This is a genomic window from Aliidiomarina soli (assembly GCF_003986975.1).
In the GTDB taxonomy this organism is placed as follows: Bacteria; Pseudomonadota; Gammaproteobacteria; order Enterobacterales; family Alteromonadaceae; genus Aliidiomarina; species Aliidiomarina soli.
The window spans coordinates 96,964-111,472 of record NZ_PIPO01000006.1; the positions used below are offsets into that span (position 1 = coordinate 96,964).

Genomic DNA, 14,509 nt, shown 5'->3' on the forward strand with positions numbered 1-14,509 from the left:
ACCCTTATCGCAGCTTGCGATACATCGCCATATAAAAGACAGGAACTATCAGCATGCGCAGCCATTATTGTGGACAAGTCAATGAAACCCTGAGCGGACAAAATGTCACTTTAGCCGGATGGGTTAACCGCCGTCGTGATCTCGGTGGTGTTATCTTCATTGATATGCGTGATCGTGAAGGCATTGTGCAGGTGGTATTTGACCCGCAGCAGGCAGCTGCGATTGAGCATGCCGACAGTCTGCGCCAGGAATTCTGCATCCAGATCCAGGGTAACGTGAAAGAGCGCCCTGCCAGCCAGGTCAACGACAGCATGAAAACCGGCAAGGTCGAAGTAATTGCCACTGAACTGACCATTTTAAGCCGGTCCGAGCCGCTGCCCATCGACTTTAACAGTGAAGTCAGCGAAGAGCAGCGTCTGCGCTATCGCTACATCGACTTACGTCGCCCGTTGATGAACGAACGTCTGCAGTTTCGTGCCCGTGTAGCCAGCTCAGTGCGTCGCTTCCTCGATGACAATCAGTTTTTAGACATTGAAACGCCCATGCTGACCCGGGCGACCCCAGAAGGCGCGCGCGACTATCTGGTGCCGAGCCGCACTCACAAGGGCAAATTCTTTGCCTTGCCACAGTCGCCGCAGCTGTTTAAGCAGTTGCTGATGATGTCCGGTTTTGATCGTTACTATCAGATCGTTAAGTGCTTCCGTGACGAAGACTTACGCGCCGACCGTCAGCCAGAATTCACCCAAATCGATATCGAAACCTCGTTCATGAGCGCAGAACAGGTGCGTGAGGTGACCGAACAACTGGTGCGTAAGCTGTTCAACGACATGCTTGAGGTAGAGCTTGGTGACTTCCCGAGCATGCCATACAGCGAAGCCATGCGCCGCTTTGGTTCAGATAAACCTGACCTGCGTAACCCATTAGAACTGGTTGATGTGGCAGACATATTAAAAGATGTCGAGTTCAAAGTATTTGCCGGGCCGGCAAGCGACCCGAAAGGGCGTGTCGCGGTGATTAAGGTTCCAGGCGCTGCGACTAAGTTAAGCCGCAAAAACATTGATGAATATGGCAAGTTTGTTGAAATCTACGGTGCTAAAGGCCTTGCCTGGCTGAAAGTGAACGACGTGGCAGCTGGCCGTGAAGGGCTGCAGTCACCGATCCTGAAATTTCTACCGGATGATGCGGTTGAAGCACTGCTGACGCGGGTCGATGCGCAAAACGACGATATTCTGTTTTTCGGTGCCGACAATGGCGTTGTAGTGTCTGAAGCGTTAGGTGCATTGCGTCTTAAGCTGGGTGAAGACTTAGGCCTGGTTGAAGATGGCTGGCGCCCGCTATGGGTGGTCGACTTCCCCATGTTTGAAGCCACTGACGAGGGCTTGTTTGCGCTGCATCACCCGTTCACTGCCCCAGTCGGGGTGAGTGCCGAAGAGCTTGAAGCAAACCCGGAAGGCACCCTGTCCAATGCCTATGACATGGTGCTGAACGGTGTCGAGGTCGGCGGTGGTTCAGTGCGTATTCATGAGCAACACATGCAGGCTGCGGTGTTCCGTATTCTTGGCATCAGCGATGAAGAAGCACGTGAAAAATTTGGCTTCTTATTAGACGCACTGAAATATGGCACGCCACCCCACGCGGGGCTCGCTTTCGGTTTAGACCGTCTGGTGATGCTAATGGTCGGCGCCACGTCTATTCGCGACGTCATTGCCTTCCCCAAAACCACCACCGCAGCGTGCCCGTTGACCGATGCCCCAGGCTTCGCCAACCCGGATGCGCTTGCTGAGCTGGGTGTGCAACTGAAGAAAGATTAGGGCTGAGGCCGAGGCTGAGCCGCTGGCTTTTGTGGGGGGAGGCATATACCTTGATGGGGACGCCGTGAATACGTCCCTGTAGGCTGAGTTTTGTCAACTAACCGAACGAGGACGTTGCGAGGCCGAGCACGCAGCTGGCGGGTGGCGGATGATATGGTGCTTTGCCGGGGCGTCGGCTGCAGGGATGCAGCCGTCGAGCCTACAGGGACGTATTTACGGCGTCCCTGGCAAAGTACCTGTCAACCGCCATCCAAAGCCAGCCGAAGCCGAAACTCTTAACGTAACAACGAGGAGGTACGCATGGCGGGTCACTCGAAATGGGCCAATATTAAACATCGCAAGGCGGCGCAGGATGCTAAGCGTGGCAAGATTTTTACCAAACTCATCCGTGAGTTGACGGTGGCCGCCCGTGAGGGCGGTGCTGATCCTGAGACCAATCCTCGCTTGCGCGCCGCTATCGACAAATCACTGTCGAACAATATGAAGCGCGACACCATTGATAACGCGGTCAAACGCGGTGCCGGTGAACTCGACGGCGATGCAGTTGAAGAACTCACGTACGAGGGCTACAGCCCAGGTGGTGCCGCTATTATGGTGTTCTGCATGACCGACAACCGCAACCGTACAGTGTCTGATGTGCGCCATGCGTTTACCAAGCTGGGCGGTAATTTAGGGACTGATGGGTCAGTTGCGTATTTGTTCAGTAAGCGTGGCGTGATCAGTTTTGCGCCCGGCTCTTCGGAAGAGAAGGTTATGGAAGCGGCTCTGGAAGGCGGCGCCGACGACGTGCAAACCTATGATGACGGTTCACTTGATGTGTTTTGTGAACCCGAGCTGTTTGGTGCAGTAAAAGATGCCTTAGATGCGGCTGGCCTTACCGCCGACAATGCGGAAGTGACGCAGGTGCCTTCGACCAAAGCGGAACTGAACGACGAGGATGGCGTGCGTTGCGCGAAACTGATTGATGCGCTGGAAGATCTCGACGATGTGCAGGATGTTTACCACAACGCTGAATTACCTGAGAGCGCCTGGGACTAATGGCGATTGTACTGGGGATTGACCCGGGTTCACGCTTAACAGGCTATGGTTTAGTCCAGCAGCAGGGGCGTACGTTGACGTATCTGGGGAGTGGCTGCATCCGGGTGGTGCGGGCAGGGTCCGCAGACGAAGAACGAACGCTGGCAGAACGGTTACGCATCATTCATGATGGGGTTAGCGAATTGATTACGCAGTTTCAGCCGGATGAATTTGCTATCGAGCAAGTGTTTATGGCGCGCAATCCCGACTCCGCACTTAAGCTTGGGCAGGCGCGAGGCGCTGCAATCGTCGCTGCGGCACGGCATGATCTGGTCGTGGCCGAGTATTCAGCACGACAGATAAAACAATCGGTGGTGGGTAGTGGCGCCGCAGATAAAACCCAGGTCCAGCATATGGTGATGCAAATGCTGAAATTGCCGAAACGACCACAAGCCGATGCGGCGGACGCGCTGGCGGTGGCGATTTGCCATTGCCATACCCGGCAAAGCCTGGTTTCAATGGCGGGGGCGGCGCGGAAAACGGTTCGAGGCAGGTTGCGTTAAGTGTCGTTTCGCTGCCAAGCGGCGTTGCCAATAATTCGTACATACATTATGACCGAGAGAACAGGATAAATTATGATAGGCCGTATTCAGGGCACTATTGTCTACAAGCAGGCTCCCGACCTACTGGTCGATGTGCAAGGAGTGGGCTACGAAATTCAGTTGCCGATGACCTGTTTCTTTGAGTTACCAGCGGTCGGCAGCGAGGTCAGTTTGTGGACCCATTTTGTGGTGCGCGAGGATGCACAGCTGTTGTATGGTTTTAACAGCATGAACGAGCGGGCGTTGTTCCGGCAACTGATAAAAGCGCAGGGTGTGGGGCCGAAAATGGCACTGGCGATTATGTCCGGAATGTCAGCCAATCAGTTCGTGGCCAGCGTACAGCAGGGTGATGTCTCGACATTGGTAAAAATTCCCGGTGTCGGCAAAAAGACCGCTGAGCGTTTGGTGGTGGAAATGCGTGACCGGCTAAAAGACTTCGCTGGCACCAGTCCGCTGGAAAACGGCGGGCAGAGCCCGGAACCGGCAATGATGGTGGCGATGGATAATCCACTGGACGATGCGTTAAGCGCCTTGCTGGCGCTCGGCTATAAGCCTGCTCATGCAGAAAAAGCTGTGAAAAAAGTGGCCACCGCCGATATGGATTCAGAAGCCATCATCCGCCAGGCGCTAAAATCGATGGTATAACCATACCTCCCATGATTAAGCGCACATTCAATGATCGAGCGCGGGGCTTGATCATTGAATTGGTCTCTTGCAAGTGATGCCAATTCAACATTCAAGCCCCGCGCTTGAATGTTGAATGGCAGCGCAACAGGACATTCAGATGATTGAAGCAGATCGCATGATACAGGCGTCGGCAACCAACGAAGATGAGTTGATTGACCGCGCTATCCGACCCAAGATGCTGGCGGACTATACTGGCCAGAAGCATGTGGTCGAGCAGATGAGTATCTATATCGAGGCGGCTCGCAAACGCTCAGATGCGTTGGATCATGTGTTGATTTTTGGTCCGCCGGGCCTCGGTAAGACGACGCTGGCCAATATCATTGCCAACGAAATGGATGTTGCGATTAAGCAGACGTCCGGGCCGGTGCTGGAAAAGGCGGGCGATTTAGCGGCTCTGTTGACCAACCTTGAAGAGAACGATGTTCTTTTCATTGATGAAATCCACCGTTTAAGCCCTGTGGTGGAAGAAATTCTTTATCCGGCGATGGAAGATTATCAGCTCGATATAATGATTGGTGAAGGCCCCGCGGCCCGCTCAATTAAGCTTGATCTGCCGCCGTTTACGTTGGTTGGCGCAACTACCCGTGCCGGTGCATTAACCTCGCCGCTGCGTGACCGCTTTGGCATTGTGCAGCGACTGGAGTTTTATTCGGTAGAGGAACTGACCACCATTGTGCGCCGCTCCGCAGACTTTCTCAATTTGAATATGGATCAGCAGGGGGCCCATGAGGTAGCAGCACGGTCACGGGGTACGCCGCGAATTGCCAATCGCTTGCTACGCCGGGTGCGCGATTACGCTGAAGTACGTGCGGACGGTATTATCAACGTTGAGGTGGCGTCGGCAGCGCTGGATATGGTCGATGTCGACAAAGCTGGCTTTGACTACATGGACCGCAAGCTGATTCTGGCTATTATTGAGAAATTTATGGGTGGACCGGTCGGGCTGGATAACCTCGCTGCCGCTATAGGTGAAGAGAAAGACACCATAGAAGATGTGCTGGAACCGTTTTTGATTCAGCAGGGTTTTGTGCAGCGCACACCGCGCGGACGCATTGCAACCAATCATGCGTACCGCCACTTCGGCCTGACAAAATCATAAAATTCAATAAAGGCGAGCGCGGGGCTTGAACGTTGAATTTGCCCTCTGCGGTTAGCCGGATTCAATGTTCAAGCCCCGCGCTGGAATGTTGAATGGAGGAATGGTAAACAAAAAAAAGCCCGCTCAATGAGCGGGCAAAAACAACAACAAGGAGGAATAAATCCAGGGAACTACGTAAGAGATGCGACAACAATCTCTTAAAAACAGGTGTTTTGGCTTGTTTCCAGTGTTAACCCCCAAAACATGTGCGTATTATAACCGTGGGCAGACCAGTTTCAAACGAGAATTAACCCACCTTCGGATTACTTAAATTAATCTGTTAGTGGCTTGTTGAGATTGTTTATTAACCAATTAAACGTCGATAATTTTGTTAATTCATTGTTTTTTAAGAATTAGTTTATAACTGACTAAAAATAAAACGATAAATAAAAGTCTGGAAAGCACAAAGCGTTAACAATCGATGGCAGAAAACCGTATGAAAGCCGTATTTACGTAGTTTTTACGCCGTTACCGAGCTTTGAAGGTGCCTTTAAATTGGTCTCCTGGCCAGGTTATAGTAAATTAACGCAAATTAACGTTAGGGGGCTCGGTGTGAGCGAATTTAGCTGGCCTGTTCGGGTTTATTATGAAGACACAGATGCGGGCGGCATTGTGTACTACGCCAATTATCTGAAGTTTTGCGAGCGGGCGCGTACTGAATGGCTGCGTGAGCTGGGTGTTGAACAGGATGGTTGGCTGGGCGAAGGGACTGCCTTTGTGGTGCGCCACGTGGATATGGACTTGAAGGCGCCGGCGCGGTTTAACGATTTGCTCAGTGTGCGTACCCTGGTGACGGATGTAAAACGAGCCAGCGTGCGTTTTGAACAGCAAATTTTTAATCAGCATGAGCAACTATTATGTAGCGCTCACGTCAAAGCGGCGTGTGTGAATATTCATCTTATGAAGCCGGTGGCTATTCCGGCAGCGATAGCAGAGGTAATTAAGCGTGGAACATGAATTGTCAATTTGGGATCTGCTGTTAGAGGCAAGCTTACTAGTACAGGCAGTGATGGTGCTGCTGGTGCTGATGTCAGTTGTTTCTTGGGCAATTATTTTCCAGCGCCGCAAACTGATTAACAGTACCGCGACGGAAACGGTTAAGTTTGAAGACCGTTTCTGGTCGGGGGTGGATCTGGCCCGTTTGTATAAAGAGCTTTCTGCTAAGGGTGCTAATCTGCTTGGTCTGGAACGGATTTTCCACGGTGGGTTTCGTGAATTCGCGCGCTTGCGCGGGAACCCTAATGCTGACGCGCTAACAGTTCTGGCTGGGGCCCAACGTTCCATGCGAGTGGCCCACTCGCGGGAAATCGAGAAACTGGAAACTCACCTGACCTGGCTTGCTACCATAGGTTCTATTAGCCCCTATGTTGGCTTGTTCGGTACCGTGTGGGGGATCATGAACGCCTTTACCTCGCTCGGAAGTGTGCAGCAGGCAACCCTGGCAATGGTTGCACCGGACATTGCAGAAGCCCTGATTGCCACGGCGCTTGGTCTGTTTGCCGCGATTCCTGCGGTGGTCGCTTACAACCGGTTTAGTTACCGGGTTGAACTGCTCGACTCAGCCTACATCAACTTTATGGAAGAATTTTCCGGCATTCTCCAGCGTCAGACCCTGAATAATAGTAATGGTGGGGCTGGTAGTACGGCGGCAACGGCAACCTCAGCAAGTTCGGCGACAGCCAGTCAAGACGGAGCCTGATATGCAGCAAGTCTTTCCTAGCCGGCGCAAGCGCCGTGCGGTAGCGGAAATTAACGTGGTACCCTACATCGATGTTATGTTGGTGTTGTTAATCATTTTTATGATCACGGCGCCGTTACTGAGCCAGGGGGTTGACGTAGATTTGCCGCAGGCAGAAGCGCAGGCGATTGATTCAGACGATATGCAGCCACTGGTGGCGTCGGTCGACGCTGAAGGCCGCTATTACCTGAACATCGGTGATAGTTCCGAGGAACCTATGTCGGCGGTTGACCTGGCAACGCTGGTCGCTGCTCACTTGCAGCTGGAACCGGAAACACCAGTCGTGGTGCGCGGTGATGGCGCAGTTCCATATGCGGACGTGGTTCAGTTAATGGTAGTGCTGCAACGCGCGGGTGCCGGTTCAGTGGGTTTAATGACGCGATCTCCGGAGAAATAAGTGGCGAAACAGGCAGAAGCGGTGAAAACAGGCATGAAGACCGCATTGGTTAAGGCGCTCGCTGTGCATGTTGGGTTGCTTTTGATCTTTGTGGTCGGTGCTAACTTTGAGTTTTGGCAAAGTGATCGTCAGCCACAAATGGCAACACCGGAAGTAGAGATTGTTCAGGCAACAGCGGTGGACCAGGCTCAGGTTGATGCCCAGGCCCAGCGCATTCGCGAGCAACGTGAAGCGGCACAACGCGCTGAAGAACAGCGAGTGGCGGAAATAGAGCGCCGCGCGCAGGAAGCCGAACGACGCCGCCAGCAGGAAGAAGCGCAGGCGCAGCGCGCTCGCGAGCAGGCACAACGTGAACGGGCAGAAGCGGAGGCTGAAGCTCAGCGTTTGCGTGAACAGGCGGAAGCCGAAGAGCGCCGTGCTGAAGAAGCAGCAGAGCGACGAGCGCAAGAGGAAGCGGCTGCAGAAGAACGTCGTCGTGCTGAAGAAGCCGAGCGTCAGCGTCAGGAAGAAGAACGTCAGCGGCGGGAAGCGGAAGAGCAACAGCGGGCGGAACGTGAACGGCAACTGCAGGAAGAACTGGCAGAAGAGCGGGCCCGACGCGAATCGGCCCGTCAGCAACGGGTGTTGAGTGAAGTTGAGCGTTACCAGGCGTTGATACGTGAGACTATTCAACGCAATTTGCTGGTTGATTCGTCGATGCGGGGACAGTCCTGTGTGTTGGTTATTAGTCTTGCACGCAGCGGTTTTGTGACCAATGTGCAGATCGATGAAGGCGACCGCGCGGTATGTGAAGCGGGCCGGGCTGCGGCCTTACGAGCTGGTACCCTGCCAGTTTCAGAAGACGCCGAAGTGTATCAAGAAATGAGTGAAATCCGCCTGCGGATTGAGCCTGAATTTAACTAAGAGGTGTGAAAGCACAAATGAAACACATACGCGTATACACCTTTTTGGTGTTGACCACCTTGCTGACCGGCCTCGGGCTGCAAAGCCCGTCTGCTCATGCAGCCTTAGAGATTGTAATTACAGAAGGTATCGACAGCGCACGCCCGGTGGCGGTGGTTCCGTTTGAGTGGCGTGGCAATGGTGAAGCCCCCTATGATTTTACCGAGGTAATAGCGGCAGATTTGCGCCGCAGCGGCCGATTTAATCCGATTGCGGTTGATGATATGCCGGGCCAGCCGACCAGTGATGGAGATGTGGATTACTCCGCCTGGGCACGTTCTGGGGTTGAAGCGATTCTGGTCGGCCATGTTGAGTCGCAGGGTATTGGTCGCTACCGGGTAAGTTACGAGCTTATTGATGTATTGCGTGGACAAATTACCGGTGGCGGGTCGCAAAGCCTGCAAAATGGCGAATTAGTCCATAGTCAGGATCATATTATCGAATCACGCTCGTCGGTGGTGAATGACGGCCAGTTCCGCCAGTACGCGCATCGTATCTCTGATGTGGTGTATGAAGCACTGACTGGCGAGCGTGGAGCCTTTATGACGCGCATCGCCTATGTCATCGTGGAACCTGATTCGGATTTGCCTTATCAACTGGTAGTGGCAGATTACGACGGTCATAATGAGCGCACTTTGCTGCGTTCACCGCAGCCGCTGATGTCGCCGTCATGGTCGCCGGATGGCAGCAAGCTTGCCTATGTTAGTTTCGAGAATCGCCGTTCAGAAATTTATATTCAGGATATTTATAGCACCGAGCGCCGCCAGGTCACGTCGTTCCCGGCGATTAACGGAAATCCTGTTTTTTCGCCAGATGGCAAGCGTCTTGCAATGGTCTTGTCGAAAGACGGTCAGCCTGATATTTATGTACTTGATTTGGAAACAGATCGCCTGACCAGAGTGACCGAGCACTGGCGAATTGATACCGAACCAAGCTGGGTACCTGATGGCTCGGGGCTGGTTTTCACCTCTGAGCGGGGTGGACGGGCACAGGTATATCACGTCGATGTACGTAGCCGTAACGTGCGCCGCCTGACCTTTGAGGGTGAATCAAACCTGGGCGCGTCGGTGACACCGGATGGTCGCCATTTAATTATGGTAAACCGTACTAACGGTCGTTATCATATTGCAAAGCAGGATTTTCCGTCTGGGCGGAATTTTCAGGTTCTAACGGAAACGCAGTTGGACGAGTCGCCGAGTTTGGCGCCGAACGGAAGTATGATTATATATAGTACAAAGTATCGTAATCGACAGGTACTTGCGTTAGTGTCAACTGATGGCCGTTTCCGAGCTCGAATTCCTTCGCGAGAAGGGGAAGTAAAGGCACCGGCCTGGTCGCCATTTATATAAACAGGCTATTTCGATGGCAATGTTTGCGTCGGTTCGTTGACGGTCAAGCTGAGCCTATGGTTAAAAACTTAAGGATATAACAATGCAAATCAATAAACTCGTTAAAGCCCTTGTTTTTGCGCTACCGGTTCTCGCTTTGGCCGCTTGTAGCTCAACTGAAGATACTACTGCAGACAGCGAAGCAGAGCGTCGTGCAACTCAGGAACGTACTCAGCAAGAAGAGCAACGTGGAGTTGAGACAGGTTCTGCAGACCGTCAAATGACTCCTGAAGAAGAGCGTCGTGAGCGTATGGACGAGCTGCGTCAGGAAAACACCATCCACTTTGAGTTCGATGACTCAAACATTTCCAGCGAATATGCTGAAGTGCTGGATGCTCACGCTGAGTACCTGCTTAACAACCCGAACGTAAACGTCGTGGTTGAAGGCCATACTGATGAGCGTGGGACACCTGAGTACAACATCGCGTTGGGCGAGCGTCGTGCGAATGCAGTGGTAAACCACCTGCAAAACCAGGGTGTTCTGTCGTCGCAGTTGTCGACTGTGTCTTATGGTGAAGAGAAGCCTGTGGTTCGTCGTAGCAACGAAGAAGCATGGGCTCAGAACCGTCGCGCTGTATTAGTATACTAATCGCGTTGATGTGATCTGATGACACCTGCCGACAATTTGGTCGGCAGGTGTTAAGCGGAAAAGGCAGGGAATTATGAGAATGACCAGTTTGTTGCTGGCGTTAACCGTCAGCGGCGTTGCTTTAGCGCAAAGTCCGGCACCGGTGATTAGTGTTGCCAATGCGCAGGATTCGCTGGAAGGGCGGGTTGACCGCATGGAGCGGATGCTGGAGGCTCGCGGCGAGCAGCAAGCTCGCATGGGGCAGCAGCTAAGCAACCTGCAGCGGGAAGTGAGTGAGCTCAGAGGCATTACCGAAGAGCATTCACATCAGCTGGAGCAAGTTCTGGAGCGGCAACGCGATCTCTATCAGGAAATTGAACGCCGGGTTAGCGAAGTTCGCAATGGTGCCGGCGCTTCGGCCTCTGGGACTAGCAGCAGTGTGGCAGTGCCTACACGCGACGACATGGCGGCGGTGAACTACTCAGATGATCTGAGTGAGAATGAAGCCTATGACCGTGCTATCGCGATGGTGCTCGAAGAGCGACGTTACGATGATGCCATTCCAGAATTCCGTGCCTTTATCGAAAATTACCCAAATTCCAGTTATTTGGGGAATGCCCATTATTGGCTGGGACAATTGCTTTACTCACGCAATGAGTACAGCGATGCGCAACAGCATTTCAGTGAGGTGGTTGATAACTATCCGAATTCAAATAAGCGCGCGGATTGCATGTTGAAACTGGGCATTATTGCGCAGAATCAGGATGATAATTCGACCGCGGAACGACGCTATCAGCAGGTCGTTAATGAGTACCCGGATAGTACCGAAGCCGGTATGGCTCGTTCGCGCCTCAATAATCTGTAAGTCAGCGTTCAAGTTAGCAGTTTGTTAAGATAAGCGTCGAAAATAACCGATTCGACGCAATTTTGAGCGAAAGGCATTTTTTTTACTATTTTTGGTTGCATGCCGGCAGGATTTGAGTAATATATGCCGCCGTTGCACAGGAACAATGTGGGTCGTTAGCTCAGTTGGTAGAGCAGTTGACTTTTAATCAATTGGTCGCTGGTTCGAATCCAGCACGACCCACCAATTCCTCTAAATTCGCAACACCCCCGAGTGGGTCGTTAGCTCAGTTGGTAGAGCAGTTGACTTTTAATCAATTGGTCGCTGGTTCGAATCCAGCACGACCCACCATTTATACCGAAACCCGGCCTCGCGCCGGGTTTTTTGTATCCAGCTTGAATTGAACGGGTGATGCCCCCATCTGTCAAAAGATGACCAGTGAGTAAACTTTGCGTATACTCTGCGCGTATTGGTAAAGCTACACAGCATAGCTAGATGAAGGCAGTATGATTGAAATAGACACAGTGGATAACCTGGATTACGTATTCCCAGCGAAGCCCAAACCTCTGAGCGAAGAACAGAAAGCGCAACATCACGAGCGCATTAAGACGTTATTAAAGAAGAATAACGCGGTGCTGGTGGCACACTACTATACCGATCCCGAAATTCAGGCACTGGCAGAAGAAACCGGTGGTTGCGTGTCGGATTCGTTAGAAATGGCGCGCTTTGGTGCTGAACATAGCGCCGATACCCTGATTGTGGCCGGGGTTAAGTTCATGGGGGAGACCGCAAAAATACTGACCCCTGAGAAAACGGTACTGATGCCGACGCTGGAAGCAACCTGTTCGCTGGATTTAGGCTGCCCGGCAGATAAGTTCAGTGAGTTCTGTGACTCGCATCCGGAGCGCACGGTGGTTGTGTATGCCAATACCTCAGCGGCGGTAAAAGCGCGAGCTGATTATGTCGTTACTTCAAGCATGGCGCTTGAGCTGGTGGAGCATCTGGACGCACAGGGCAAGAAAATACTGTGGGGACCTGATCGTCACCTTGGTGGCTATATCGCCAAGCAAACCGGCGCTGATATGATTATGTGGCAAGGCGCTTGTGTGGTGCATGACGAGTTTAAGTCGCGTGCCCTTCAGCAGCTGAAAGAGGAATACCCGAACGCGGCGGTGCTGGTTCATCCTGAATCACCGGACAACGTGGTTGCACTTGCTGATGCGGTGGGGTCGACCTCGCAACTTATCAAAGCCAGCCAAACCATGGCCAATGACACTTTTATTGTGGCGACTGATAAGGGCATTTTTTATAAGATGCAACAACTGGCACCCGGCAAGACATTTATTGAAGCGCCGACGGGTGGTAATGGTGCAACCTGCCGCAGCTGCGCGCATTGTCCGTGGATGGCGATGAACGGGCTGGCCGCGATTGAGAATGCACTGACTACTGGCGGTAAAGCACATGAGATACAGGTTGACCCGGAACTGGGTAAGCAAGCGATGATCCCGCTCAACCGAATGCTCGATTTTGCTAAAACCCTGCGTTAAGCAGGTAGCTACTGAAAAAGGGGCCGTGGGCCCCTTTTTATTAAGTGGTCTGATAATATTGCTTAACGGGCTGACAACTCGACACGGCCTGACCTTGGATGTCTGGATTGAGGACTGATAGATGAAACAATGGGCACTATTAATGGGGGCGGGTGATCTGGCAAGCCGCTTAACGCCGTTGCTGAAAACGCAAGGGTATGAAGTTGTCGGCGCACGGCGCACGGCGAAGTCCGCTGCAGACTTTGAGTTGGTGCAGGCGGATGCCAGTAAAGTAGATGACTGGCTTAAGGTTCTGGCGCATAAACCTGCGGTGATAGTGATAACGCTGACACCGTCGGATTACAGTGATCAAGGTTACCTGACGGGCTACGTAAAACCGACTGAGGCGCTGACCCTGGCGTTATCGGAGTGTGACCCTGACTACCGGCCATTTATTGTCTTTGTGTCCAGTACCAGTGTATACGGGCATCGTGAGGGCGAATGGGTTGATGAAACCAGCGATACCAATCCGGTTGGCTTCGCGGGTAAGCGAATACTCGAGGCTGAACAGCATATATGCCAATCCGGATATCCGCATACCATTGTGCGTTTTTCCGGAATCTACGGACCGGGACGGGAAGGCATGATCGCTCGTTTAATCAGTGGTGAAGTAACCCTGACACCGGCCTGGACAAATCGGGTCCATGTGCGTGATTGCGTCGGCACTATCGCTCATTTGATTGCCCGCTATGACCAGGGTTTGGAAGTAGACGAAATCTATCTTAGCAGTGACAACCTACCAATCCGTCAGGCGGAGTTTGCGACTGGTTTGGCAACGTACCTGGGGCTGGACCCAACCACCCTTCCAGAAACTGACCAGATTGGGCCCAGGGGCAGTAAGCGTTGTAATAATAGGCGACTGCAGGAAACGGGGTATCGCTTCATTTTCCCAACTTGGAAGGAAGGCTATGAAGGACTTTAAATGGCCGCGACGATTTGTATTTCCGGTGCTGATGTCAATTTATATGTCGTTTTTAATGACTGGATTAATCACCTGGATCAATACCGGCGTGGAGGGTGACTTCTTTGCCCGCTGGTGGCGTGCGTTTTATCTTGCCTGGCCGATTGCCTTCTTGCTGGTCTTTTTCGGTGCAGCGCGGATTCGGGCACTTAGCGAACGAATTGTCGGCGGTCCTAGAATCTGACCAGTTAAGTTGACTTAACCGGCAAACTAGGGAATGGTAAAGTAGCTAATAAAGCAGTTATTTATAAAGGACTTATCAAACATGAAAAAAGTGGTTTTGGCTGCCAGTGCAGTCTTGTTAGCGTTTTCTGTTGCTGCCTGTAGCGGTAATAGCAGCCCGGAAGACCAGATGCTGCAGGAAATGGAAAGCTTCGTCGCCGACGTTGAGGCGCTGACAGAACGCGAATCCGTGTGCTTGTCGGAAATGGAAGCGGTGTTCACTGACGGTAGCGAAAAGTTCATGGCGTTAGCGCAGGAACTGGAGTTAAGTGACTCGGACGAATTATCTGAAGAGCAACAGGCGCGTTTAGAAGCGTTTGAGCAGCGGATGATGGAAGCGGGAATCGAATTGCAGCAAAAAGCGGACTATAACTGCTAAGCAAATTATCCTGCAATGCTCAGTAAATCATCGAAAAGGGCCGTTATGGCCCTTTTTACTTGATTACACGAGAGAAATTCCCTACCATACGCGGCTCTGGAGAGGTGGCCGAGCGGCTGAAGGCGCACGCCTGGAAAGTGTGTATACGGCAACGTATCGAGGGTTCGAATCCCTCTCTCTCCGCCAAATAGCAAAAAACCGCCCTTGTGGCGGTTTTTTTATAGCTGTA

The 14,509-nt window shown here is 52.4% G+C and carries 16 protein-coding genes and 3 tRNA genes; all 19 read left to right on the forward strand.

Annotated elements, in window-relative coordinates:
• The first annotated feature begins 53 nt into the window (after positions 1-53).
• The 19 genes from aspS to CWE14_RS13000 all read left to right on the forward strand — a co-directional run bounded on the left by aspS (position 54) and on the right by CWE14_RS13000 (position 14,466).
• Positions 54-1,811 (forward strand): aspartate--tRNA ligase, encoded by a 1,758-nt coding sequence (gene aspS, locus CWE14_RS12910; protein WP_126799761.1) that lies wholly within the window; start codon positions 54-56, stop codon positions 1,809-1,811.
• 300 nt (positions 1,812-2,111) lie between these two features.
• Positions 2,112-2,849 (forward strand): YebC/PmpR family DNA-binding transcriptional regulator, encoded by a 738-nt coding sequence (locus CWE14_RS12915; protein WP_126799762.1) that lies wholly within the window; start codon positions 2,112-2,114, stop codon positions 2,847-2,849.
• Positions 2,849-3,391, forward strand: a complete 543-nt coding sequence (gene ruvC / locus CWE14_RS12920) for a crossover junction endodeoxyribonuclease RuvC (RefSeq protein WP_126799763.1) — start codon at positions 2,849-2,851, stop codon at positions 3,389-3,391. Before CWE14_RS12915 ends, ruvC begins: the two co-directional genes overlap by 1 nt.
• A gap of 72 nt (positions 3,392-3,463) precedes the next feature.
• Complete coding sequence (gene ruvA, locus CWE14_RS12925; protein ID WP_126799765.1) at positions 3,464-4,075, forward strand: Holliday junction branch migration protein RuvA; 612 nt, start codon at positions 3,464-3,466, stop codon at positions 4,073-4,075.
• A gap of 139 nt (positions 4,076-4,214) precedes the next feature.
• Positions 4,215-5,216, forward strand: a complete 1,002-nt coding sequence (ruvB, locus tag CWE14_RS12930; RefSeq protein WP_126789214.1) for a Holliday junction branch migration DNA helicase RuvB — start codon at positions 4,215-4,217, stop codon at positions 5,214-5,216.
• Between the two features lie 591 nt (positions 5,217-5,807).
• Positions 5,808-6,212 carry a tol-pal system-associated acyl-CoA thioesterase gene (gene ybgC / locus CWE14_RS12935; protein WP_126789215.1) on the forward strand — a complete coding sequence of 135 codons (405 nt, stop codon included), beginning with the start codon at positions 5,808-5,810 and terminating at the stop codon, positions 6,210-6,212.
• Positions 6,202-6,954, forward strand: coding sequence for a protein TolQ (gene tolQ / locus CWE14_RS12940; RefSeq protein ID WP_126789216.1), 753 nt, complete (start codon positions 6,202-6,204; stop codon positions 6,952-6,954). Before ybgC ends, tolQ begins: the two co-directional genes overlap by 11 nt.
• 1 nt (position 6,955) lies before the next feature.
• Complete coding sequence (gene tolR / locus CWE14_RS12945) at positions 6,956-7,390, forward strand: protein TolR (RefSeq protein WP_126799767.1); 435 nt, start codon at positions 6,956-6,958, stop codon at positions 7,388-7,390.
• On the forward strand, positions 7,391-8,293 hold the full coding sequence (tolA, locus tag CWE14_RS12950) for a cell envelope integrity protein TolA (protein ID WP_241972409.1): 903 nt from the start codon (positions 7,391-7,393) through the stop codon (positions 8,291-8,293). It abuts the gene before it with no gap.
• A 17-nt stretch (positions 8,294-8,310) separates the two neighbouring features.
• The gene (gene tolB / locus CWE14_RS12955; protein ID WP_126799768.1) at positions 8,311-9,681 is read left to right on the forward strand and encodes a Tol-Pal system beta propeller repeat protein TolB; all 1,371 of its coding nucleotides are present in this window, start codon (positions 8,311-8,313) and stop codon (positions 9,679-9,681) included.
• 82 nt (positions 9,682-9,763) lie between these two features.
• Complete coding sequence (gene pal / locus CWE14_RS12960) at positions 9,764-10,309, forward strand: peptidoglycan-associated lipoprotein Pal (protein WP_126799770.1); 546 nt, start codon at positions 9,764-9,766, stop codon at positions 10,307-10,309.
• Between the two features lie 79 nt (positions 10,310-10,388).
• The gene (gene ybgF / locus CWE14_RS12965) at positions 10,389-11,153 is read left to right on the forward strand and encodes a tol-pal system protein YbgF (RefSeq protein WP_241972410.1); all 765 of its coding nucleotides are present in this window, start codon (positions 10,389-10,391) and stop codon (positions 11,151-11,153) included.
• Between the two features lie 149 nt (positions 11,154-11,302).
• Positions 11,303-11,378 (forward strand) — tRNA-Lys (locus tag CWE14_RS12970).
• A 29-nt stretch (positions 11,379-11,407) separates the two neighbouring features.
• A tRNA-Lys gene (locus CWE14_RS12975) sits at positions 11,408-11,483 on the forward strand.
• A gap of 155 nt (positions 11,484-11,638) precedes the next feature.
• On the forward strand, positions 11,639-12,679 hold the full coding sequence (nadA, locus tag CWE14_RS12980; protein WP_126799772.1) for a quinolinate synthase NadA: 1,041 nt from the start codon (positions 11,639-11,641) through the stop codon (positions 12,677-12,679).
• Positions 12,680-12,800: 121 nt separating this feature from the next.
• Entirely contained in the window at positions 12,801-13,640 is an 840-nt protein-coding gene (locus CWE14_RS12985) for an NAD-dependent epimerase/dehydratase family protein (RefSeq protein ID WP_126799773.1), read from the forward strand.
• The gene (locus tag CWE14_RS12990) at positions 13,627-13,863 is read left to right on the forward strand and encodes a DUF2798 domain-containing protein (RefSeq protein WP_126799774.1); all 237 of its coding nucleotides are present in this window, start codon (positions 13,627-13,629) and stop codon (positions 13,861-13,863) included. The genes CWE14_RS12985 and CWE14_RS12990 overlap by 14 nt, the downstream gene beginning before the upstream one ends.
• 81 nt (positions 13,864-13,944) lie before the next feature.
• The gene (locus CWE14_RS12995) at positions 13,945-14,280 is read left to right on the forward strand and encodes a peptidylprolyl isomerase (protein ID WP_126799775.1); all 336 of its coding nucleotides are present in this window, start codon (positions 13,945-13,947) and stop codon (positions 14,278-14,280) included.
• Between the two features lie 98 nt (positions 14,281-14,378).
• Positions 14,379-14,466 (forward strand) — tRNA-Ser (locus CWE14_RS13000).
• Positions 14,467-14,509 lie beyond the last annotated feature (43 nt).

Coding starts and splice junctions, on each gene's coding strand:
- aspS (WP_126799761.1), top strand. CDS start 54: ATGCGCAGCCATTATTGTGGACAAGTCAATGAAACCCTGAGCGGACAA.
- CWE14_RS12915 (WP_126799762.1), top strand. CDS start 2,112: ATGGCGGGTCACTCGAAATGGGCCAATATTAAACATCGCAAGGCGGCG.
- ruvC (WP_126799763.1), top strand. CDS start 2,849: ATGGCGATTGTACTGGGGATTGACCCGGGTTCACGCTTAACAGGCTAT.
- ruvA (WP_126799765.1), top strand. CDS start 3,464: ATGATAGGCCGTATTCAGGGCACTATTGTCTACAAGCAGGCTCCCGAC.
- ruvB (WP_126789214.1), top strand. CDS start 4,215: ATGATTGAAGCAGATCGCATGATACAGGCGTCGGCAACCAACGAAGAT.
- tolR (WP_126799767.1), top strand. CDS start 6,956: ATGCAGCAAGTCTTTCCTAGCCGGCGCAAGCGCCGTGCGGTAGCGGAA.
- tolB (WP_126799768.1), top strand. CDS start 8,311: ATGAAACACATACGCGTATACACCTTTTTGGTGTTGACCACCTTGCTG.
- pal (WP_126799770.1), top strand. CDS start 9,764: ATGCAAATCAATAAACTCGTTAAAGCCCTTGTTTTTGCGCTACCGGTT.
- ybgF (WP_241972410.1), top strand. CDS start 10,389: ATGACCAGTTTGTTGCTGGCGTTAACCGTCAGCGGCGTTGCTTTAGCG.
- nadA (WP_126799772.1), top strand. CDS start 11,639: ATGATTGAAATAGACACAGTGGATAACCTGGATTACGTATTCCCAGCG.
- CWE14_RS12985 (WP_126799773.1), top strand. CDS start 12,801: ATGAAACAATGGGCACTATTAATGGGGGCGGGTGATCTGGCAAGCCGC.
- CWE14_RS12990 (WP_126799774.1), top strand. CDS start 13,627: ATGAAGGACTTTAAATGGCCGCGACGATTTGTATTTCCGGTGCTGATG.
- CWE14_RS12995 (WP_126799775.1), top strand. CDS start 13,945: ATGAAAAAAGTGGTTTTGGCTGCCAGTGCAGTCTTGTTAGCGTTTTCT.